At 40.4% G+C, this 22,133-nt stretch carries 23 protein-coding genes; 20 read left to right on the top strand and 3 right to left on the bottom strand.

The window, feature by feature from the left end:
- The first annotated feature begins 363 nt into the window (after positions 1 to 363).
- From MLE14_RS09020 to MLE14_RS08975, 10 genes are all read left to right on the top strand, one after another.
- The gene (locus MLE14_RS09020) at positions 364 to 1,500 is read left to right on the top strand and encodes a lamin tail domain-containing protein (RefSeq protein WP_243298034.1); all 1,137 of its coding nucleotides are present in this window, start codon (positions 364 to 366) and stop codon (positions 1,498 to 1,500) included.
- Positions 1,473 to 2,930: a metallophosphoesterase gene (locus tag MLE14_RS09015; RefSeq protein WP_243298033.1), complete on the top strand. Its 1,458-nt coding sequence runs from the start codon at positions 1,473 to 1,475 to the stop codon at positions 2,928 to 2,930. The genes MLE14_RS09020 and MLE14_RS09015 overlap by 28 nt, the downstream gene beginning before the upstream one ends.
- A gap of 550 nt (positions 2,931 to 3,480) precedes the next feature.
- Positions 3,481 to 4,617: an ABC transporter substrate-binding protein gene (locus tag MLE14_RS09010; protein WP_243298032.1), complete on the top strand. Its 1,137-nt coding sequence runs from the start codon at positions 3,481 to 3,483 to the stop codon at positions 4,615 to 4,617.
- A 379-nt stretch (positions 4,618 to 4,996) separates the two neighbouring features.
- Complete coding sequence (locus MLE14_RS09005; RefSeq protein WP_243298031.1) at positions 4,997 to 5,869, top strand: branched-chain amino acid ABC transporter permease; 873 nt, start codon at positions 4,997 to 4,999, stop codon at positions 5,867 to 5,869.
- A 20-nt stretch (positions 5,870 to 5,889) separates the two neighbouring features.
- A complete protein-coding gene (locus MLE14_RS09000) occupies positions 5,890 to 6,870 on the top strand; it encodes a branched-chain amino acid ABC transporter permease (protein WP_243298030.1) in 981 nt (326 codons plus the stop codon).
- The gene (locus MLE14_RS08995) at positions 6,842 to 7,615 is read left to right on the top strand and encodes an ABC transporter ATP-binding protein (protein ID WP_243298029.1); all 774 of its coding nucleotides are present in this window, start codon (positions 6,842 to 6,844) and stop codon (positions 7,613 to 7,615) included. Before MLE14_RS09000 ends, MLE14_RS08995 begins: the two co-directional genes overlap by 29 nt.
- Positions 7,608 to 8,309, top strand: a complete 702-nt coding sequence (locus MLE14_RS08990) for an ABC transporter ATP-binding protein (RefSeq protein WP_243298049.1) — start codon at positions 7,608 to 7,610, stop codon at positions 8,307 to 8,309. Before MLE14_RS08995 ends, MLE14_RS08990 begins: the two co-directional genes overlap by 8 nt.
- An 83-nt stretch (positions 8,310 to 8,392) precedes the next feature.
- Positions 8,393 to 9,112, top strand: coding sequence for a (Fe-S)-binding protein (locus tag MLE14_RS08985; RefSeq protein ID WP_243298028.1), 720 nt, complete (start codon positions 8,393 to 8,395; stop codon positions 9,110 to 9,112).
- Between the two features lie 57 nt (positions 9,113 to 9,169).
- Positions 9,170 to 10,624: a LutB/LldF family L-lactate oxidation iron-sulfur protein gene (locus tag MLE14_RS08980; RefSeq protein WP_243298027.1), complete on the top strand. Its 1,455-nt coding sequence runs from the start codon at positions 9,170 to 9,172 to the stop codon at positions 10,622 to 10,624.
- Positions 10,602 to 11,303, top strand: a complete 702-nt coding sequence (locus tag MLE14_RS08975; RefSeq protein ID WP_243298026.1) for a LutC/YkgG family protein — start codon at positions 10,602 to 10,604, stop codon at positions 11,301 to 11,303. The genes MLE14_RS08980 and MLE14_RS08975 overlap by 23 nt, the downstream gene beginning before the upstream one ends.
- 641 nt (positions 11,304 to 11,944) lie before the next feature.
- Here the strand turns inward: MLE14_RS08975 and MLE14_RS08970 are convergent.
- The gene (locus tag MLE14_RS08970; RefSeq protein WP_243298025.1) at positions 11,945 to 13,123 is read right to left on the bottom strand and encodes a glycosyl hydrolase family 18 protein; all 1,179 of its coding nucleotides are present in this window, start codon (positions 13,121 to 13,123) and stop codon (positions 11,945 to 11,947) included.
- 268 nt (positions 13,124 to 13,391) lie between these two features.
- Here MLE14_RS08970 and MLE14_RS08965 point away from each other — a divergent pair, with 268 nt between their 5' ends.
- The 3 genes from MLE14_RS08965 (at position 13,392) to MLE14_RS08955 (ending at position 15,943) form a co-directional block, all read left to right on the top strand.
- Positions 13,392 to 13,856: a GDSL-type esterase/lipase family protein gene (locus tag MLE14_RS08965; protein ID WP_243298024.1), complete on the top strand. Its 465-nt coding sequence runs from the start codon at positions 13,392 to 13,394 to the stop codon at positions 13,854 to 13,856.
- 218 nt (positions 13,857 to 14,074) lie between these two features.
- Positions 14,075 to 15,556, top strand: a complete 1,482-nt coding sequence (locus MLE14_RS08960) for an alkaline phosphatase family protein (RefSeq protein WP_243298023.1) — start codon at positions 14,075 to 14,077, stop codon at positions 15,554 to 15,556.
- 102 nt (positions 15,557 to 15,658) lie between these two features.
- On the top strand, positions 15,659 to 15,943 hold the full coding sequence (locus MLE14_RS08955; protein ID WP_243298022.1) for a hypothetical protein: 285 nt from the start codon (positions 15,659 to 15,661) through the stop codon (positions 15,941 to 15,943).
- A gap of 37 nt (positions 15,944 to 15,980) precedes the next feature.
- Here MLE14_RS08955 and MLE14_RS08950 read toward each other — a convergent pair whose 3' ends face one another.
- Together MLE14_RS08950 and blaOXA are read right to left on the bottom strand one after the other, a co-directional pair.
- On the bottom strand, positions 15,981 to 16,370 hold the full coding sequence (locus MLE14_RS08950; protein ID WP_243298021.1) for a hypothetical protein: 390 nt from the start codon (positions 16,368 to 16,370) through the stop codon (positions 15,981 to 15,983).
- 50 nt (positions 16,371 to 16,420) lie between these two features.
- On the bottom strand, positions 16,421 to 17,212 hold the full coding sequence (blaOXA, locus tag MLE14_RS08945; RefSeq protein WP_243298020.1) for a class D beta-lactamase: 792 nt from the start codon (positions 17,210 to 17,212) through the stop codon (positions 16,421 to 16,423).
- A gap of 163 nt (positions 17,213 to 17,375) precedes the next feature.
- Here blaOXA and MLE14_RS08940 point away from each other — a divergent pair, with 163 nt between their 5' ends.
- From MLE14_RS08940 to MLE14_RS22605, 7 genes are all read left to right on the top strand, one after another.
- Entirely contained in the window at positions 17,376 to 18,716 is a 1,341-nt protein-coding gene (locus MLE14_RS08940) for an aminotransferase-like domain-containing protein (RefSeq protein WP_390628541.1), read from the top strand.
- Between the two features lie 369 nt (positions 18,717 to 19,085).
- Positions 19,086 to 20,093 carry a hypothetical protein gene (locus tag MLE14_RS08935; protein WP_243298018.1) on the top strand — a complete coding sequence of 336 codons (1,008 nt, stop codon included), beginning with the start codon at positions 19,086 to 19,088 and terminating at the stop codon, positions 20,091 to 20,093.
- Between the two features lie 23 nt (positions 20,094 to 20,116).
- The gene (locus tag MLE14_RS08930) at positions 20,117 to 20,362 is read left to right on the top strand and encodes a hypothetical protein (RefSeq protein WP_243298017.1); all 246 of its coding nucleotides are present in this window, start codon (positions 20,117 to 20,119) and stop codon (positions 20,360 to 20,362) included.
- Positions 20,363 to 20,658: 296 nt separating this feature from the next.
- Complete coding sequence (locus tag MLE14_RS08925) at positions 20,659 to 20,919, top strand: DUF3949 domain-containing protein (RefSeq protein WP_243298016.1); 261 nt, start codon at positions 20,659 to 20,661, stop codon at positions 20,917 to 20,919.
- Between the two features lie 156 nt (positions 20,920 to 21,075).
- A complete protein-coding gene (locus MLE14_RS08920) occupies positions 21,076 to 21,546 on the top strand; it encodes a GNAT family N-acetyltransferase (protein ID WP_243298015.1) in 471 nt (156 codons plus the stop codon).
- 15 nt (positions 21,547 to 21,561) lie between these two features.
- Positions 21,562 to 21,786, top strand: coding sequence for a hypothetical protein (locus MLE14_RS08915; RefSeq protein ID WP_243298014.1), 225 nt, complete (start codon positions 21,562 to 21,564; stop codon positions 21,784 to 21,786).
- Positions 21,686 to 22,084 (top strand): HAD hydrolase-like protein, encoded by a 399-nt coding sequence (locus MLE14_RS22605; protein ID WP_313897744.1) that lies wholly within the window; start codon positions 21,686 to 21,688, stop codon positions 22,082 to 22,084. Before MLE14_RS08915 ends, MLE14_RS22605 begins: the two co-directional genes overlap by 101 nt.
- The last annotated feature ends 49 nt before the right edge of the window (positions 22,085 to 22,133 follow it).

The raw sequence follows: 22,133 nt of genomic DNA, 5'->3' as shown, positions 1-22,133 counted from the left end.
ATAACGAACCCGAACTGGATGTATCAGGCAGATAATGGCTTCTATTTCTATATAAGAATAAAGAGTAAGTGATAAGGATATTAGACAAAAAATCCAACTAGGTCTCTAGTTGGATTTTTTTCTTTTCAAACTATCACAGAGCCTCTATTTTCCTCGGAAACACCATTATGTAAATCCCTCTTTACACCTGCTCAATAAAGTTAAACAAAATCGTAATCATTCGTTAATATTTGAAAATTAAAATGAATTTAATTGCAGAATTTGATGAAAATTCCAGAGTAAAGGGGGATTTGAAGGAAATTTGCAACTTAATTTGTCATTTTCTGTAGCACAATTTTTAAATTGATGGGAGAGAGCAGGAGAATGAAACGAATCCTTTCTATCATTCTTTGCCTGGTAATCGTACTCAATCCATTTGTACATACCACAAAGGCAATTAGCGATTCCGTTGAGCAGAATGTCATAGAAAATAATAGGCCGGTTATTTTTACAGAAGTTTATCCCAATGACCAATCAAATAGCCATATAGATGGGGCAGGGGAAAATGATTTATTTGAGTTCGTGGAAATCTATAATACTACGAATAATGATTTAGATTTTAATAGTCTGTATAAAATCCGATATGATTATGTATCTAATAGTAAAGATTTAACCGTAACTGCTGCAGATGATGCAGCCAATTTTGACGTTATTATTCCTGCAAATAGTCCGGCTGTATTATGGGTAGAGCGGACAAGCTCTAACATTACCGGTGCAGCAGCAGAGGTAACAGAGGAAGATTTTAGGGAATATCATGATATTCCTGCGGAAGTGCCTGTCTTTAAGCTGCGCGGACAAGATGGGCTGAATAATACGGACAGAGGGTTTTACATCACAAACAAAGAAAATAATGCAGACATTATTAGCCATGTTCATTATACAAGTGAGGATGTTGGGGACGGCTTAAGCTATCACACAAGAGCTACACAGAATGGCCTAACAGTGGCTAGTTTTGTGAAAAAAGCTGAACCAACAGCTGGGGTTGTGAGTGAAGAACAGCTCATTCCGGCGATTAACCATGAACCGGTTATTATACATAGTCCTGTTGAATCAGTACAAGAAGGTTCAGATTTAACTATAACCGCAACCGCTGAAGATGCGGATCAAGATCCTCTTACTATTCATCTATTTTATCGTAATGATTCTGCTTTAGAGTATAAAGAAGCGGATATGTCACTTGAAGGTGACGACTATTCTTATACCATTCCAGGAGCAGAAATCAGCGGAAGCTCCATTCATTATTATATGACCGTAAGTGATGGGACGGCTTTTGTTCAATCCGATACGTTTGAAGCAGAGATTATTGCTTCTGCTGAAGAAGAGGTTCCAGCAGAACAGCCCCAAGATCCTGCAAAACAGTCAGACTTTTTGATTCTTTTTACGGAGGTATATCCGAACGACAAGGATAATAGCCAGCTGCTGGTGAAAATGAAATGTCTGAAGCCGAACAGGCAAAAATAGCTTATTCAGATGGTGAATACCTAGTTAATGATTCGACAATGGGATTCCCCTATCACCGATTTCAGGTAACAGTAGAGGAAGAACTATCAGCAGGAGATACAGTCGAGCTTTATTGGAAAGGGAAAACCTTCCCGAATCGTAAGGTAACCCTTTATGCATGGGACTATGCAGAAGAAAAATGGGTAGCATTGAATTCTGCCATAGGCGATGCGGATGAGAGCGATATGGTTCTGACTGCGGAAGTAGATAAAGAACATTTCATTAAAGCTGGCAAAATCCAGGCAATGGTCCAGGACGAAGTAAAAAATGCAAATGATCCATTTACCATTCTATGGGCAACCGATACTCAGTATTATGCTGAAAGCTATCATTATATTTGGGACGGTTTAGGTGATTGGATTGTAGACGAATATAATAATGGAAAGTTTGAGTATATGATTCATTCCGGGGATATCGTTAATGTTGCAAACAGTGATGAGCAATGGATGGTAGCTGACCGGAATCTGCAAAAACTAGATGATGCCGGAGTCCCATACGGTGTGCTTGCTGGAAACCATGACAGTATCATCGATGGAATTGACTACTCTTATTACCATAAATGGGTCGGGGAACATCGATACAAAGATAATCCATGGTATGGCGGCTCAATGGACAATAATCGGAACCACTATGATTTAATGTCATTTGGCGGTCATGACTTCATTATTCTTTACCTTGGCTTTGGCTTGGAAGATACGCCAGAATCGATTGCATGGGCCAATGAAGCGCTGAAAAAGCACTCTGATCGAAATGCTATTTTAGTGATGCATGCCTACTTAGAATACAGTGCAACACTGTCAAATATGTCACAAAATGTATTCGACCAAATCATTGTGCCGAACGAAAATGTAAAAATGGTTGTGGGTGGCCATTATCATGGTGTAGCAACTCGTGTTACTGAAATTCCAAATCAGGATGGATCCACGAGAAAAGTTCTAGAAATGCTTGCTGACTATCAAGGCGGTCCGAATGGCGGAAATGGATATGTCCGGTACCTGACATTTAATCCTGTTGATGAAACGGTGGATGTTGTCACCTATTCTCCAATTCTAGATGACTATAACTTCTTTGATGAAGAAGGGGTTGATAGTTTTACAGCAGATTACCAACTAATCGATATCAATAAACGTGTTGCAACAGATTACTTCAGTGTAAATGTCTATTCTGACCAGTTGATCGGTACTGATAAAGGAGTATCGTCTGGTGAGAAAGCTGCCGCGAAGTGGACAGGCTTGCGACCAAATGAAACGTATTATTGGTATATGAGCATCACAGACGAGTACGGGGCAACAAGACAATCTGATATTTTCCGATTTACTACAGTTGCTGGCAATTCGTCAACAGGTAAACCAGACAATAGTAGTAACGCGGAAAAAACCAAGGGAAAATAATAGTGCAGATAAAAGGTTATGGTAATGAGCAAAATGTACTGTTAATAGAGTACTAATGCTGCATAATTAAACCATTGTAATAACCGATGCCTATTTTGCCTACGAATGTAAAGTATCAGATTTTGTGAATGATGCTTTTGCAAGTCAGGCAATCCATTATCAAAAGATAGGTTTTCATCTTATATGCAGGAGTACATCGCCTGTTGCCGGTACTATTTTTTGTAACTGCACTTGTAATTTGAAACAGTTGGGGAGAGGTATTAATTTTCTAATTTTACCATCTCCCTGAAACTGAACAATTCTTCCTGGAAATTATGTTGTTCTGCAATTTTCTTCTAAAACGATCCTTCTTTACCCTCTAAAGTTCTTTTCTTGTTAATAGAATACCAGCATAATATTGAAATAACCCCAGAAGCATGTAAACCAAACAACTTTTTGAATATATATACACCCCTATACTCCAAAAGACCTTGCAATGGATGGACAAGTGAATTATAATTTTTCCATAATATCTGAAAGTTCTAAAGATTTTAAAACCAGGAGGCAATCTATGAAGAGATTTGTAAGGGGATTCATTGTTCTAATTAGTGTAATCGTCATACTAGCTGGATGCGGCGGCAATCAAGAAACAGGTACTGAATCCGAATCTGGAATATCAGCCAAAATTGGTGTTATTTCGTACATAACTGGTCCTGGTGCAGCGTATGGTGAGGCTATTACTTCTGCACTAGAATTGGCGCAAAAGGAAATTAATGCAAAGGGAGAAGTACATATAGAGCTTGTAATAGAAGATTCTGCAGGTACTCCCGATCAAGCCCTTTCTGCTGCTCAAAAGCTTATGAACTCAGAAAATGTAACCGCGATTATTGGGCCGACATTGAGTACCGAAATGGAAGTAGTTGGACCTGTGGCTGACCAAAATGGGGTTCCGATTATGGGAACGTCTACGACAGCACAAGGAATTCCGCAAATCGGAGATTATGTCTTCAGAGATTCGATCCCAGAATCACTGGCGATTCCAGCGTCTGTAGAAAAAGCAGTTGAAAAGTATGGCGTTAAGAAAGTAGCCATCATGTATGGAAATGATGATGTCTTTACGAAATCTGGCTATGACTCTATGAAAAAAGCAGCGGAGGATTTGGGACTTGAAATCGTAACCACTCAAACCTTCCAAAAGGGTCAATCAGACTATAAAGCGCAGTTAACTGAAATTAAAAATCTCAATCCTGATCTAATTTTATGTTCTGCCCTCTACAACGAAGGTGCCGTTATTATGAAGCAGGCACGTGACATCGGTATTGATGTTCCTTTTGTAGGAGGCAACGGCTTTAACTCGCCGCAGGTCATTGAGATTGCCGGCGCTGCTGCTAACGGATTAATTGTGGCTACACCTTGGTTTACGGGTAATGATAATGAAAAAGTCCAGGAGTTCGTTACAGCCTATAAAGAGGAGTATGGCAAGGAACCGGACCAATTTGCTGCACAAGCTTATGATGGGCTTTACATCATCGCAGAAGCTTTGAAAAAAGCAGGTGAAGCGGACCGTGATAAATTGCGTGATGCTTTAGCCGAAACAAAAGATTTTGAGGGAGTACTTGGTACGATTTCTTTTGATGAAGAAGGCGATGTCATCATGGATCCAATTGTTCTTACGATTCAGGATGGCGCATTTGGGATTTTTGAATAATAGGTTTTACGTATTGATGTAAGCTCTATTAAACCAATCATATTTAATAAATAGGATCATGGCGGCCTACCCATTGTGCCGCCATGAGTGTTTCTTTTACCTAGGCACTGTTAAACTTACCAGTTGATTTCCGTTACAGGCACTCGCTTTCCGCTGGCGGTACGGGGAGTCTCCTCGGCGATTATCACCTGCTGGGTTTCCCTTATCCCGTACGACCACTTTTCACTGCTCTGAATAAAATTCTTAAAATTTTTACTGTCAGGCAGTGGAAATGAGTCTAGTGCCTTCCACTCCAATCAACCAACATAGAGCTCCAAATCAACAATTAGCTTTAACATAGCCTTTAACTAAGAAAATGGCAGGAGAAGGATGTGAATTCATGTTACTCGAACAACTAATCAATGGAATTACGACAGGAAGTATCTATGCCATTGTTGCTCTCGGATTTACGCTCGTATTTGGGGTACTGGGGATTATTAACATGGCCCACGGGGAAATTTTTATGTTTGGGGCCTTCATGGGAGTTGTGATAACCAGTACGTTAGAGGGTTCGATTTGGCTGGCTTTCGCTGTTGCGATTGTAGTCACTGCCATCATGGGGTGGCTGCTTGAATTTTTTGCCTTGCGTCCGCTCCGGGAAAAGCCGGGTGTGTCTCATTTAGCTCCTTTAATTAGTACCATCGGTGTTTCGATTTTCTTGGAAAACTTGGCGGATAAATTTTTTGGATCTGGAAATCAGCCGGTAACCAACAGTTTTTCAGAAATTCGATTTACGATTGGAACGGTCAATATTTACCTTGTGCAAATTGTTATTTTTTGTATATCGATTGCACTTATGATCGCATTATCATATTGGCTCTTAAAAACTAAAGGTGGAAAAGCGTTACGGGCCACTGCAGAAAATTTAGAGACTGCTAGTCTTTTAGGTGTCAACGTTAAGCGGATCATAACGATAACGGTTGTTCTTGCCTCATGTATCGGGGGAATAGCAGGCATTCTCGTAGGAATGGCATTTAGCTCAGTGAATCCGCAAATGGGACTCTCGATTGGATTAAAAGGACTGGCGATTATCATTTTAGGCGGAATGGGAAATGTCAAAGGTGCTGTTGTGGGCGGTATGATTCTGGGTATATCAGAAACGCTGGTTGTCACGGTTGGGTATTCTGGTTATCGCGATGCCATTGCATTTGTCATAATCATTATTATTTTGTTAGTACGACCACAAGGCATTTATGGAAAAAAAGCAGCATGATTATTTAAGGGGGTGAGTCCATGCTGGACTTGATACTCAATCCATATTACCTGCAAGTGGCTTCATTTATTCTTATTAATATCATTCTGGGATTAAGTATTTATGTAACACTTGCATCTGGCCAACTATCGCTTGGAACTGCCGGATTTATGGCTGTAGGTGCTTATACAACTGCGCTATTGACAACGAATCAAGAAATGCCAATCATCATTGGCATTTTGGCAGGCGCTTTATTAGCGGGAGCAATCGGCATTCTAATTGGAATAGCTGCTCTCCGATTGCAAGGCGTATTTCTGGCGATTGCTACACTGGGATTTGGTGAAATCGTTCGTGTCATTCTCGTAAACATGGAATCTGTAACGAATGGTGCGATTGGAATATCCGGAATCCCGCAAATGGGCAATCAAATGTATGCCAGTCTCGAAAAATGGGGGTTTTCAGCTGATTTATTAGGTTTGCAAAGAAATCAGTTTGTTTTTCTTTCAATCTTCATTGTGCTTTTGCTAGTCGTTATTTTTCTAATCTTCTTTTTTGTAAGGCAAAGCAGCTCTCGTATAGGCAGGGCATTTTCTTCGATAAAAATGGATGAAAACGCAGCTGCTTCGATGGGAGTTAATGTTACCTATTATAAGGTGCTTTCTTTCGTACAAGGTGCTATTTTCGCTGGACTAGCCGGAGCTCTGTATGCACATGTGATGTCTTTTATCAGTCCTGAAGATTTTTCTTATCAGCGTGCTGTAGAAATCTTGGTATTTACTGTATTTGGCGGAAGTGAAGTAGTGGCAGGTGCTGTTTTCGGAGGATTCTTCCTGACATTGCTTCCAGAAGTATTACGGCCGATCAGTGAGTATCGTTATATGATATATGGATTGTTATTAGTAGCTTTGATGTATTTCCGGCCACAAGGAATCATTGATCAACATATGCTGCGCGGATTCAAAGCACGAATGCTAGCTAGAAAGGGGCGGTCCCATGGTATTAGCAGTAAAGCAGATCAGTAAGCAATTCGGGGGATTAACGGCTTTGTCGGAAGTATCCTTTTCGATTGAGAAAGGGGAAATCTTCGGATTAATTGGACCGAATGGAGCCGGGAAAACAACGATGTTTAATATGATTACTGCCATGCTTACGCCTACATCTGGCGACATCTATTTATTTAATGAGAAAATCACAGGATTAAAGACTCATCAAATTACCGAGAAAGGAATCTGCCGAACGTTCCAAAATATCCGTCTGTTTTCAGAGATGTCCGTATTGGAAAATGTAATGATGGGCACCCATTCAAGGACCAAAGCGGGTGTATGGAGCAGTGTTTTTCGGACAAAGGCGCAAAAACAGGAAGAACAGAACATACAGGAGAAAGCCCGGAATCTATTAGATACAGTCCATTTACTTCATGAAGCAGATACGATTGCAAAAAATCTGGCTTACGGACAGCAAAGAAGATTAGAAATTGCACGGGCCCTTGCCAGCGATCCGATTCTGCTTTTATTAGATGAACCGGCTGCAGGCATGAATGAACAGGAAACTGAGGAGCTGCATCAGCTGATTTTGAAGATTCGGGACATGGGGATTACGGTTCTGTTAATCGAGCACGATATGCCGCTTGTAATGAAAACATGTGACCGAATCGCTGTTTTAAACTTTGGCAAAAAAATTGCCGAAGGAGTGCCAAAGGAAATTCAAAGCAATCCTGAAGTAATTGAAGCTTACCTCGGTTCGGAGGGAGATGATGAAATTGCTTAAGATCTCAGGAGTACAGACGTTTTACGGAAATATTCAGGCATTAAAAGGCGTTGATCTTCAGGTTGAAGAAGGAAGTATTGTCACGATTCTTGGGGCAAATGGTGCCGGGAAATCGACCTTGATGAAGACGATTGTTGGCTTATTGAAACCAAAGCACGGATCGATTCATTTCCTCGGCAATCCTGTAACGGGATTGCGTCCCGATCAGCTAATCCGAAAAGGAATTGCCCTTGTCCCTGAAGGAAGAGCGATGCTATCAGATATGACTGTTATGGAAAACCTCGATATGGGTGCATACCACCGTAAGGACAATGATGTTGTAAAAGACATCCAAGCTGTAATGGAACGCTTTCCGATTTTAAAGGAACGACAAAATCAGCTTGCTGGAACCTTGTCGGGCGGTCAGCAGCAAATGCTGGCAATTGCCCGAGCATTACTTGGAAAACCAAAGCTATTGTTAATGGATGAACCTTCCATGGGTCTTGCACCGCTAGTAGTTTCCGATATTTTTAAACTTATTAAAGAAATTAACGATGCAGGAACAACGATTCTGCTCGTGGAACAAAATGCGAGACAGGCGTTGAAGATTGCGGATTACGGCTATGTATTGGAAACGGGGAAAATCATTGCAGAAGGAAATGCGAAGGAACTATTAGAAAATCCGCGGATTGTTGAAGCTTATTTAGGTGCATAGGCTAGTAATTGTCTGACATAGAAATAAAACAGGGAAGGGGAACCATGCTCTCCTTCTCTTCTTTATAGAGAGGGTGTGAAGGTGTGAAGGTATCTTTATTTATTACCTGTCTCGGAGAAGTATTTTTTCCGAATATCGGGAAGGATGTCGTTGAAGTGCTGGAACGATTAGGCTGTGAGGTTGATTTTCCAAAGGAGCAAATCTGCTGCGGACAGCCCGCCTATAACAGCGGTTACAGAAAGGAAGCAATCAAGGCAGCCAAGCATATGATTAAGGCCTTTGAGCGTTCTGAATATGTAGTCACACCGTCAGGTTCGTGTGCTTCAATGCTTCACGAGTATAAAGGGTTATTTGAAAATGACTTGGAATGGTACGAGAGGGCACAGGCTTTGGCTGAAAAAACCTATGAATTTACGCAATTTATTGTAGACGTTCTCAAGGTGGAGGATGTAGGGGCAGTCTACCCGGCCAAGGCAACCTATCATTCCTCCTGTCATATGTCTCGACTTCTTGGTGTTCAGGATGCTCCTATAAAACTGCTAAAACATGTAAAAGAATTAGAGCTTGTTCCGCTTGCCAATAGCTATGATTGCTGCGGTTTTGGCGGAACATTTTCAGTCAAAATGTCTCCAATATCTGAACAAATGGTAGAAGAAAAGATCCGTCATATTGAAGCTACGGAGGCTAGCGTACTAATCGGCGCAGATAATGGCTGTTTAATGAATATTAGAGGACGTTTGAATCGTCTTGGGAAACCGATTGAGATCAAGCATATTGCTGAGATTTTGAATCATCAGATATAAAGTTTACTGAGCCATCGGAAGGTCATACCCATTCCATGTACGACTGGAGGCTGTGAGATGTCTATTAAAATTGGGGATAAACCCTTTTATGATCATGTAGAGCAAGAGCTGAAAAACACGTTTATGCGAAATGCGATTGCTTCAGCTCAGGATAGCTTACGTTCGAGAAAGATTCAGGCAACGACTGGAGATGCAGATTTCGGAGATTGGGAAGAGTGGCGCAAGGCGGGTGAAGAAATTCGCAAGTTTACACTCGAGAATTTAGATTATTACCTTGAACAGCTTAGTGAAAAGGTTGCAGAGCGCGGGGGACATGTGTATTTTGCGGAAACAGCTGAAGACGCAAATCACTATATAGAATCTGTGATAACACAAAAGAATGCGAAAACAGTTGTCAAAACCAAATCAATGGTTACCGAAGAGATCGGACTAAATGAAGTACTGGAGAACATAGGATGTGAAGTAATTGAGACTGACCTTGGCGAATATATCCTGCAAATAGATGAAGATCGGCCGTCTCATATCATAGCCCCTGCTTTACATAAGAACAAAGAACAGGTTCGAGATACATATCGGAAAAAGATTGGGTATGAGGGCACGGAGAATCCTGCTGAATTAACAGCCTATACGAGAAAGGTGTTGCGTGACAAATTTTTACAGGCGGATGTAGGAATTACGGGCTGTAATTTTGCGGTCGCTGAGTCGGGAACTGTAACTCTTATCACAAATGAAGGCAATGCGAATATGGTAACGACTCTGCCGAAAACACAAATCAGTGTGATGGGAATGGAGCGAATTGTTCCAACATGGTCTGATCTGGATGTGCTGGTCAGTCTGTTATGCCGCAGTGCTGTCGGCCAAAAATTATCAACTTATGTGACGGCAGTTTCCCCTAATGTTGAGCAAAATGCGGTCGATGCACCGAATGAATTCCACTTGGTGATTTTGGACGGCGGGCGTTCCAAAGCACTAGGGACAGAATTTCAGGAGGCTCTGCATTGTATTCGTTGTGCAGCTTGTGTCAATGTCTGTCCGGTTTACCGTCATATTGGCGGCCACGCGTACGGTTCGATTTATCAAGGGCCGATTGGGGCTGTCCTTTCTCCAATATTAGGCGGCTATAAGGAATATGAGGAATTACCATATGCCTCCAGCTTATGCGGAGCATGTACAGAGGCGTGCCCAGTAAAAATTCCGCTTCACGAATTGCTAATCCGGCATCGCGAGCGAATTGTGGCAGGAGAAGGGAACGTTGGATTTGGTGAAAAATTTTTAATGAAATGGTTTGGCATGTTTGTCTCATCTCCATCCCTTTTTCAAACGGCCGTAAAATCAGCCCCTGTTGTTACGAAGTCTCTAGAAAGGGAGGGAATCATTTCCAAAGGTCCCGGTCCGCTAAAAGCTTGGACAGAGAGCCGGGATTTCCCTGCACCAAGCAAAGAGAATTTCCGGAAATGGTTTGACAGTCGCAGACAAGGAGAGGATGTTCATGACCAAAGGAATGATTCATAATCGGGAAAAATTTTTAGACCATATCTCGCAAAAATTGGGGAGGGATCGGAAAAGGGAGGTAATACGGCCCCAGAAACAGTATCAGCCCCAACTAAAGGTATATTCCGGGATGACTCAGGAACAGCTGCTTGATGAACTGATCTGGGCAAGCGAACGGATTCATACAGATGTAGTCGTAACAAATATTTCGTCGCTTGAGAAAGCCCTTGAGAAACAAATTGAAGCACTTGGGGGAGGACCGATTGTAACTTCCGAGGATTTCCGCTTTCTCGGATTTGGATTAGGGCTTTTCTTGGAACGGAAAGATGTCCATAAATGGAATCCCTCTCTTGGTGAAGTAAACGTGGAAATGGCTGAAAAAGCCAATATCGGGATTATGTTCAGTGATATAACACTGGCCGAATCCGGAACAGTTGTGATTTTAAATGATAAAAACAAAGCACGAGCCATCAGCCTGCTGCCAACTTCATTTATTGCAATTATTCCTAAGAGCACCATTGTTCCGAGATTTACACAAGCTGCTCACGCAATAGACAGAAAGATACAAGCAGGAGAAACGATTTCCTCCTGTGTCAATTTTATCTCTGGCCCGAGCAACAGTGCAGATATTGAATATAACCTTGTCGTAGGTGTTCATGGACCGATTAAAGTGTCTTATATTGTGGTCGAGGATCGATAGTGAAAAGGTATCCCTGTTAACTGGCAAATCCCTTCATCTGAAGTGAGCTTTCGCACTAAATTTTAATGGTTGACTGGATTGGGCTTCATTCATACGATCGTTTGTACATTTAGAGGAATATATGTCCATTTCGCAGTAATGGAACAAGTACCGGAGTGCAAACGGATCCTCGTTCCGCTAATTGTTGCAAAACGTGTATTTTTCAAAGGTTATCGGTCTCTGGTTCCGCTATTTGCCCCAAACCGAGTAATTTTTGTATGATTTTCGGCAAATAGCGGAACGTAAATCCGCTTAGGTCCACAAAACAGTGGTTTTTTGCGAAATAGCGGAACGTAAATCCGCAAAGAAAAATCAAAAAGCAAAATGGAACGAACAATAGGACAGCTGATCCTGGGTCTCCTGCCGATTTCACTATGCGAAAGCTGAGTTAATCAATAAAATGACTAAGGTTATTCACAAAAACAGATAATAAAATGAAAGGATTTTTAAAGGAGGGGTATGATGACAGAGGGAAAAAATCCAAGAGATGTAAATGCTAAACCGAATGATAAGCCAGTCAAAAAACCTGTAGAATATACGGGCGGTTTTTACAAAAAACCAGAAAAGAATAAGTAAAAAAGGGACAGCTGATTGGCTGTCCTTTATTTTTGATTAGGTTTTCTAATTGTAAATAGGTCTTCCAGCATAGTCCAATTCTGTGGGAAAGGTTCTCCTAACACCCAATAAGCTACCCCGCGCAGACGATATTCCTTTATAAGATTAAACTTGGCTTGAGCACTTTGTTCGTTTTCAAACCACACCACATGTTTTTTACCATTGTCATCTGTGTAATTAAAATAAGGAGCCTGAGCTTTATTATCAAATTGAACCGTTACGCCTTCCTTAACAGCAAGGTCTGCTGCATCCTGTGGCGCTATTCTTTTAGCCCATTCGCCGTCCTCTACGTATGGCAGGGTCCAATCATAGCCGTAAAGAGGGGATCCCATCACGATTTTCTCTCGCGGGATGACGGAAACAGCATAATCGATTACTTGTCTAACCTGAGGTATTGGCGATACTGCCATTGGAGGTCCGCCTGACCATCCCCATTCATACGTCATTAAAACCACGAAGTCCGCCAGTTCGCCATGACGTTTATAATCATGTGCTCCATGCCAGGGTCCGCTTTGTTCGTCACTTGTTTTTGGAGCTAAGGCTGTCGATACAGTGAACCCTGCATCCCGCACCTGGGGGAGAATGGTTTCAAGAAATCCGTTGTATAATTCCCGGTCCTCAGCCCGGATATGTTCAAAATCAATATTCAATGCTTTGTAACCTTTGTCCTTCATGGTTTGAATGACATTTTGAATAAAACGTTTAGATGCCGCTTTGTCCGTGAAAATAGCGTGAGCAATATCCGGCGAAAAATTCCCTTCCGCAAAGTTGGTTACAACCATCATCGGAGCGGAACCAGCCTTACGAGTCGCAGAAAGGGCCGCTTCATCATTAAGTGGAATCAGACTTCCGTCGGAATTAGCTCTGTAACTGAAAAAAGCGACGTACGATAGATGTTTTCCGACATTGTTCACTTCTGAAACTGCAGCTTTTGGATCAATTGGTTCAAGGAACCCAATGGTATCAATGGTATGATTTCCATGAGCCGTTTCCGCGGGATTAACATCTTGAACATTTGGATTCGAGGACCCAGCCTTAATCTGTTGGACCCTTGGATGCGGATTCGTCTGGTTTAGAAGTTCTGCTTCATCCGCATTTTGATTATTTCCTGCACACCCTGAAAGAGGGAGGGAAAGTAAAAATATCATTACCAAAAATTTTTTCACAAGCACAACCCCTCAAAATTTTTTACTATTTTTTGTATTGTTGAGAGGTTTTATTCTAAGTTAAAAATCTGGCTGAAAAATTAATATACTTTTCGGCTGCCCTTCACTAGCTTTGTCTATATTAAAAACCTTCAATGGAATACATACTTCCGAATATCTAGAATGAATACCCAATAACTCCCTTAAAAACCATCAATAAAAATTTAAATTATAAACCAAAATATTAGAGTTGATATGAATGATTTTTTTGGTAGCAAAGGAGAACCAAATGGAAAATCGAGTTTTTTATCTTGCCTTGGGAGATTCTCTTACTGAGGGAGTGGGAGCTTCTGAGCAAAATAAGTCATTTACGGCCCATTTCTTTCACGCAATAAAACAAACCAATGAATGTCAGTATATGAATTTTGGCAAATCAGCACGGTGTAGCGGAGAATTGCTTGAATCGCTTGCAGAATCCAATATGCGCAATTTATTGAAGAGAGCTACTCATATTACGATTACTACCGGCGGTAACGATATGATACGTGCTTATCGGAACAATGCAACCTTTTTAGAATATGTTCGGACAGTTCGATCATTGGAGCAAAACTTGAAACGGATCCTTCAATTGATTACGCAAACGAATCCAAACTCGAAGACATTCTTAATGGGGCTTTATAATCCTGGTTCAACAGATCATAGCCTGTATAAGATGGCAAATCTATTAATTCAAAGGATTAACGCAAATCTATGAAGAAACGGCCAGACATTTTAATGTTGAAACCATAAATCCGATGGATTCTTTTTTAAACAAACCACACCTGCTGGCAGATGAAGTTCATCCTAATGATTTAGGCTACAGGGTTTTGGCTGATTTATTTCTGAATAAATATTGGTCCATAAGTGGTCCTCATAAAATTAGTTAGCAATGTAATGAATACTGAGCGAAAAATGTATAAGGATGAAAAGGAAATGAATCCAAATCTATTGTTCAAACCAGTCATTTTACTTAAAATCGATACATTGATGCCTAATCCGCTGGAAGTAGCGGTCCAAACCGGACATGCTCCTGCTTTGCAATTTTTGATGGAAAATGGCAGTTATATTTCCAATATGGTTAGCTCATTTCCGACAATGTCCGTAACCATTGACAGCAGTCTCTTGACAGGAACATATGCTGACAAACACCGTATTCCAGGCTTAAATTGGTTTGATGTAACGAATAATGAGGTTATTAACTATGGGACCGGTTTTAGGGAAACATTTAAGCTAGGTACAGACCGGTTTATCTATAATATGCTCTACCGTCTGAATAACGAAGATTTAAGCAGTGATGTGACGACAATATATGAAGAATTGGCTGAAAAAGGGATCCCTTCCGCTTCGATTAATGCCTTTGTGTACCGCGGCCATATACCTCAACCAATCCATTTTCCCCGTATGCTTAGCTCATTAACCCACGGACAAAGAGAATGGACAACGGAAGCTACGTCGATTTTCTCCTTAGGGGCTCTCTCCAAACTAAGGCCGTGGAGTTTCGTACCTCAAATATTTGCGGGTAATTATAAATTTTCAGCTCGGGAACTGCGTCACCTAATTCGAAAGAACAAGCTTCCGGGATTTACTTTATGTACCTTTCAGGATCTTGACTTGCGGATTCATTTTAAAGGACCAATGGATATAAAAGGCATTGCTAAAATTGATCGGGAAATACAAAAGATGTTAAATTTGTATCCAAGCTGGGAGGAAGCGCTCAACCGCAATGTGTGGCTGGTTATGGGAGATAACGGCCATGCGCCAATGGGCAACAGGTACAGTGAGTTTATCATTGATTTGCGGAAAATCCTAAAAAAATTCCGTATAGCCCGACTGCAACGGCCTATTTACGAAAGAGATCAGCTGGTTCTATGTGTTAACCAGCGCATGGCTTATATTTACGTATTGGACAAGAATCTTCCTCTGTCTGTGATAATCGAAAAACTTAGACATGATCACCGTATTGATATGATTGCCTGGAAAAACGGCAGCTCTATTTATGTTGAATCCGGTTTGAGAAAAGGTTTATTGCACTATTGCCCAGATGGGGAATACACCGATGAGTATAACCAGACATGGAATATTGAAGGGAATCCGGAGCTTTTAGATTTGAAGCTTACACATGATAAAAAGGTATCCTTTGGAGATTATCCGGATGCATTAGCGAGGGTTTATGGCGCATTAAATTCCCATCCAGGCCGTTTTATTGTTGTGAATGCCAAACCGGGCTGTGAATTTAAAGCCCAATCAACGCCATTCCACCTTGGCGGTTCCGCACACGGCTCATTACATAAACAGGAATCGCTTGTTCCTCTCGTGATTGCAGGAACTGCCGTTAAACCTAATTATCCGCGGATTGTGGATATAAAAGACTTTGTCCTTCAGTTAATTCTTCAACAACAAACACCCGGAGTATAATCATGCAGTTAAAAATTTTTTTCTTCTTTAAAATGGGGCTCACTCATAGGCAGATATGAACATAGGCTAATGTGACTCTATTTATGAAAGGGAGAAATTTACATGAATAGTACTTTTTATCAAAGGTCCGCCAACCCTTTCTATAGTAAACAATATCCATATAACGATCTGCAGCCATTTAGGAATCTTCAGACTCAACAGTTAAAAAGTCATACTTTATCAAAGGTGGCACCACTGGTCCAATATGGTCTTTGGGAGGCTCAATTTACTTCCTATCATCACGCTATGACAGAAATAGCGGCGATCAGTTATTTAATGGGAAGAGGGTATGATCTGCATACCGCCCACTGGATTGTGGAATCATGGGAAGTTGATGAGAAATTTTAATAGATCTTGGAGTGCACTTCCTTGGCAGGAGGTGCTTCTATTTTTTTATTATAACTAACGTGCTTTGCAAAATATAAAGAATCCCTATACCCAAAATCACCGTTTCAAATAAGTTTCCCAACGCTCCTCTGGTTATGAAGGATACTCCAAGAAAACAGAAGCCAAGGGTGATAGAATAAAAAATATAAAACTGCCTCCATCCTTGTCTTTTTAGCCAGAATGGTCCCAGCCCAGCCAACACGCCTAAAAGCAGAAGGATGACAGCGGTGACTAAAAATAATAGTATGGCTGCGTCATTTATCACTGAAGAAAATGCTTGGGAAAAACCCAGTCCAACCAATGACAAGTACCCAAGCCCAAGGGCAAGCAGTCCTGTTAAAATTCCTATCAAAATACCAAGGATTTTTGTATATTTGAATGGTTTCATATGAATGCCCCTCATAACACCTATTAGGGGGTCAGCCCCCCTTAACAGGTTTATTCTTTTAAAATGTTTAATTCTTTCAGCACATTAAAGGTGATGGTTTTTGCTTTAGAGCCACTTCCATTAATATTAGTCGCAAATACCCAGACGTCTTTATTGGTTTCAATATATCCAATATACCAGCCTAAACCATAGTCGGAAAGGCGTGAACCTGTTTTTCCATGAAGAACGTAGGAATCCGTTTCTTCATTTATCATGATTCTTTTCACCGTTTTCATATGCTGTTCATCAATCGGGAGGGTTTCCTCTACCAGGTTTTCGATAAACTGTACTTGTTCTTGGGCTGATATTTTTAAAGTGCTATCCAGCCAAAATTGATCGATGCCGCCACTCAAATCTTTATTCCCGTATTCGAACTGGTTGACATAGTTTTGCATATTCTCATATCCAATATCACGGGCCATAGCCTGATAGTACCAAATGACAGAATGTCTCATCCCAGAAGCGAGGGTATGATCCCTATTCCAATCCTCAAATTCTCTTACCACACCATCCCAGCGCTTAACATCATATTCGTCACGAACTGCGTCTGTCTGCAGTCCAATTAATGCATTTGCTACCTTAAATGTTGACTCAGGCGTAAAGCGTTCTTGGCTCCGCGCTTCATTGTAGACATAGACCTGATTTGATTTCAGATTTTTAATGACAGTCGTACCTACTAAGTCCTCAAATAGTTCTTCAACCTCTAGCTCTTTTACTTGTTTTTCAGCACTAGCCGGAATGGTGGATGCAGCTCCTGCTATTATAAGTAGAATAAGCAGCAGCCATAATCTTTTCAGTTTCATGGCAAAGCCTCCTAATTGGTTTTCAGCAATGTAGGCCTTCATTACTGTTTATTCAAAAATAGTTAACTAGATTTGATAGCTTCAAGTATACTTTCTCTTATAAACAAACAAAACCAAGTTTTTCAGAGTTTGTACCCATACAGTTTGGAAGGGAATGGGAAAAATGAGAAAGTACGAAGAAATTATCATGGCCATAGAAAAGCGGGTAGAACAAGGTATATTGGAGTCCGGCAGTAAATTGCCATCGATTCGAACCTTATCAGAAGAGCTTTCCTGCAGTAAAAATACAGTAATAAAGGCTTATGAGGAGATGGAGAAAAATCATCTTATCTACTCTGTCCCTAAGAGCGGCTATTATGTGGTAGAGGGGAACCCTTTTAGCAAAAAAAGAAGTGCTAAAGGTGATAAAATTGATTTCTTGTCAGCCGGTCCAGACCCAAAACGTATGCCCTTTCTCGATTTTAAACATTGCATCAATCAAGTAATTGAAACATATAAGGAGGAAATGTTCATTTACTCTGATGTCCAAGGCCTTTATTCACTTAGGCAAGAGCTTGCTCGGCATTTACAAGATCTCCAGGTATTTACCGTGCCAGAAAGAATCAGTGTTGTAACGGGCTCTCAACAGGCTTTGCACCTTTTGATTTCACTTCCTTTTCCTAATGGCAAGACAAACATATGTGTGGAGCAGCCTACTCATCCGTCCATGATTGAATCGATTAAGTTTCAGCATGTAAAGGCGATTGGCATTGAGATACATAAGACAGGCATCGATTTTCAGCAGCTAGAGGATATCTTTAAACATCAAGACATCAAGTTGTTTTACACGGTTTCCCGTTTCCAAAACCCTACTGGCTATAGCTATTCCAATCAAGAAAAAAAGAAACTAGTAGAGTTGGCGCAAAAATATGATGTCTATATTATTGAGGATGATTATATGGGGGATTTGGATCCGAATCGGAAGCAGGACCCCATGTTTGCCTTTGATCCATCTGGAAGAATCATCTATACCAAAAGTTTTTCAAAGGTGTTATTTCCGGGATTAAGACTCGGATTGGCAGTTCTGCCAGAGGTGCTGATCCCATCATTTTTGCAGGCCAAGTTTGCGGCTGATGTTCATACTCCTGTTCTCACCCAGGGTGCATTGGAAATCTACCTCAAAAGCGGAATGTATGATGCACATATTAAAAAGATGAGAGATATGTACAGAAGAAAAGGAATCCTGATTCAGAAAGCATTTCGTGAGCATTTGCCTGAATCTGTTACTTATTCAAATATGATTTCCGGTTTCTATTCAACTGTGGAATTGCCATCACCGCTGAAGGCACATCAAGTGATAGAACGGCTGAATCAAGAAAATATATTGGTTGATGATGTCGGGAAAATGTTTTTACCAAATTATAAAAAAGACAATATGATTAGGCTCAGTGTCTCACAAGTCGAGGAAGAGTTGATTGATGTTGGAATCAAAAAATTGGCGAATGTGATTAGGAAGTTGCTTTAGAGTTTATTAGAGGAGTAACGCCTCGCTTTTTTCTCAGATCTGCTATATTTTTCCGGATCTTTTTAATTGATTTCCGATTATTTAAGCTCATATTGCAAGCGATTCCCTTTTTCTAATGAAAACTTAATAGAAACTAGAATTAAATATGATGGAAATTTACATAATGTTAAAGTTTACCAATTGTTGTGCGCAAATTTGATTTAACGTGCAAAAAATTAATTTAAGGTACAAAAATCGTGTTCATCGTGCGAAAAGATGCTAATTAAGTGCAAAATATAAAATTGACAAAATCAGGAATTCTATATTTTTTTGTAACATAACATCTCACCTCGCGTCTAAGTAAATAAATGCTACTAATGGAGGAATTTGGTGAAAACTTGCAAAATACTTACTGTTACTCTTGGAATTGGGCTGGTCCTATCAGCTTGCGGAACATCTGATCAAACTAAAGATGTTGCACCGAAGTCCGAAGATGATCCAACTAACAAAAAAGTACAGGCCGGCCCTCCTAACGATTCAGGCTGGGAGACAATTGAGATCGTCAGTAACCGGCCCATTATTGCAAAACTAGAGCAGACTGCCACAGAAACTCCTGAAAGGGATCAAGTAATGAATGAATTAAAAGAATCAAAGGAGTTTAAAGAAGGTTTATACGGTGAACCATCGGATGAACTTTTAGAAGATTTATCTGTTCAGTGGGTTGAAGGTAATATCGCTACTTCCGTTATAGAAGAAATTTATGGCGGGCATGATGTTTTTTCAAAAGAGGGAGTTATCTTTTATGAAAATCAGACTTCTGGCGCAGAACAGGCAGGTTTTTGGATAGGGATTAAAAAGCCAGATGACCGCTTAAAGGAATTAGTAGATAGACTCCAAGCGGAAGTAGACGCAGGAAGAATTAAAGCTGAATATATTTTTATTTACTATTCACCGTTTACTGAAGCGGAAAACCAGCAGTTAATGAATGAAGTGAACCAGGCGGTAAGGACATTTGTTGATCAGCATCACGCCCCAAATCTTGTTTCAGTGGGTGTCAGTGTGAACACGATTACTGGAGATATTGAGATTAGCCATAACTTTTTAACTGAGGAACAAATAGAAAGTCTCAGGCAGCAATTTCCTGAGAGGCGGCTGGTTGCAGAGCAGGAAGGTAGGATGGTTCCAAAAGAAGGAGAGCCGGATACTTTTTATCCTGAGGAACCCTACACTAATCAGTTAACTAAAGAAGGGTCATATGTAATGGAAATTGGTACAGATAGTATGCTTGTTGTGGATGCTGAGCCACAGGAATTTAGTTCTACGGAAGGCGTCGACGAGTTCTATTCCGCTATTGTATTCAATTTCCCGAATGCATGTGAGAAGTTGGTCAAAGAGTGATGGTGGAGGCATCGGGCCCAATTTTGGAATCATACCCTGGCCAAGGGACTGCGCTTTATGTTGAAGTCCTTCCTGAATACAAACCGGATGGAGCGGACCTCTCTGAATCAGAAGTTGTTCAGGTTGTTATTCAAAAAGCAAAAGAAAACGGAATTGAAGGTACTATAGCCATTCGTGAATTAACTTATGATTCGAAAACCGATGCTTGGAAAGTCAGTATTAAACAAAATGATGAAGAAAACTATGACTTTGAGATCGATGATAAATAAAGGATTTTCACTATCTGGATAGTACGATTTAATCAGAGTAACTACAAGTTTAAAATAGAGGATAAAAAAATGATATTCCTCCAATCGAAGGTTGTCTTTTGAGAGAGTCTCTCTAATAAGGCAACCTTCTTAATTTATTGGACTGTGTGATATACGGATCAAATGAACAATAATTTGAGTGTTTAAATAAAAAATGAAACAAAAATAATGTGGATACGTATATATTAACAACAAGTCAAAAGGTAATTTTTTCTATTCAATACCAGTAATGCTGTAAAGGTAAAGGAGGAAGGGAAATGGGTGTAAATATTTTATTAGGAATCCTTGCTGCTTATATCCTGTTATCATTTGCTCTATTGCCAATGCAATACAGGTATATAAAGGAATTAAAAGAAATGGATAAAAGACGCAAAGAACTTGAACTTAAACAAGATGAATACTTTGAAACAATGAGTTTTGAGACGCAACAGCTGCATTTTCATGCACAGGGGAGCATTTTGTTTATAGGAGCAAACCTAATGGCCGAGCTCTTATATAATTGGAAGCATAAAAAATAAAGGATTTAACATGAGGGGAGAAAGCAAAAGGATAGGGGCAAAAATAGTCCTTATCCTTTTTTATGTGAATATACAATAAAAGCCCTTTACTTAAAAAAGCAGGAAAATTTCATCACCAAGTCAAAATCATTAAGTAAAAGACTGGAGGTTCACAGCATGTATCAAACAAGATGGGCTGAAAGAGAAGAAATGCTTCTGCTTGCAGAATATTGGTATAGAATGGCTTGTGAATTGGGGGATATTGATGGGATTCCTGCCCCTGATTTAATGCAGGTTAATCAAGTCAGGAACTTATTTTTAAAAGAATATGATTCTGGTAACCTCCTTTTTAGAGTGGCTATGGATCTAGAGGGGAAAATCGTATCATGTGCAGGCGGTCTTTTAAGAATGGAATATGCTTTTCCATTAAGTCAGGAACTAACTCCTTTTGGTTGGATTATATCGGTATATACGGTGGAACAACATCGGAAAAAGGGACTGGCCCATTTATTAGTGGAAGAGGTTTGTGAGTGGCTGAAAGAAAAAGGAGCAAAACGGGCAAGACTTTGGTCCAGTTCGAGTGCTAAAAATGTTTACAAAGATCTAGGTTTCACTTCCATGCTTGATATGGAAAAGCCATTTGTGTAATAAGGGAGGAGCAGAATGAACAATATCCAAGCCGTATTCATTGATCGGGATGGTACGATAGGGGGAACTGGACATTTCATTCATCCAAAGGATTTTAGTCTTTATCCTTTTAGTATGGAGGATTTGAAACTGTTAAAAAATCAAAATATCAAAATGTTCGCCTTTACCAATCAGAATCGGATTAGCAAAAATCAGGCTACCATCACAGAATTTCAGGAACAGTTTAGTCCTTTGTTTTGACGATGCCTTCATCTGCCCTCATGATCAGGATGAAGAGTGTAAGTGCAGAAAGCCAAGGACAGGTCTTTTAATTGAAGCATCCCAAAAATATAATTTAGACTATTCGAGGTGTGAAGTTATTGGAGATGTCGGTTCTACAGATATGTTAGCTGCTCATGCAGTGGGCGCAATGAAAATTCTCGTCCAAACCGGATGGGGGAAGGGTTCACTTAGTGAATATCGTTATACTTGGGCAAATGTAGAACCTGATTATGTAGCAGAGAATTTTCTTGAAGCGGTTAGGTGGCTCGTTCAATAGTACCCCATAATTTCAATCGGCAAACCCTGATGAAGGTGGTTCTAGTGAA

Origin of the sequence: Bacillus litorisediminis (assembly GCF_022808645.1) — a bacterium.
Taxonomy (GTDB): domain Bacteria; phylum Bacillota; class Bacilli; order Bacillales; family JC228; genus Bacillus_BF; species Bacillus_BF litorisediminis.
Note: the sequence above shows the minus strand (reverse complement) of the source record. Positions and strands in the feature narration are given on the sequence as shown.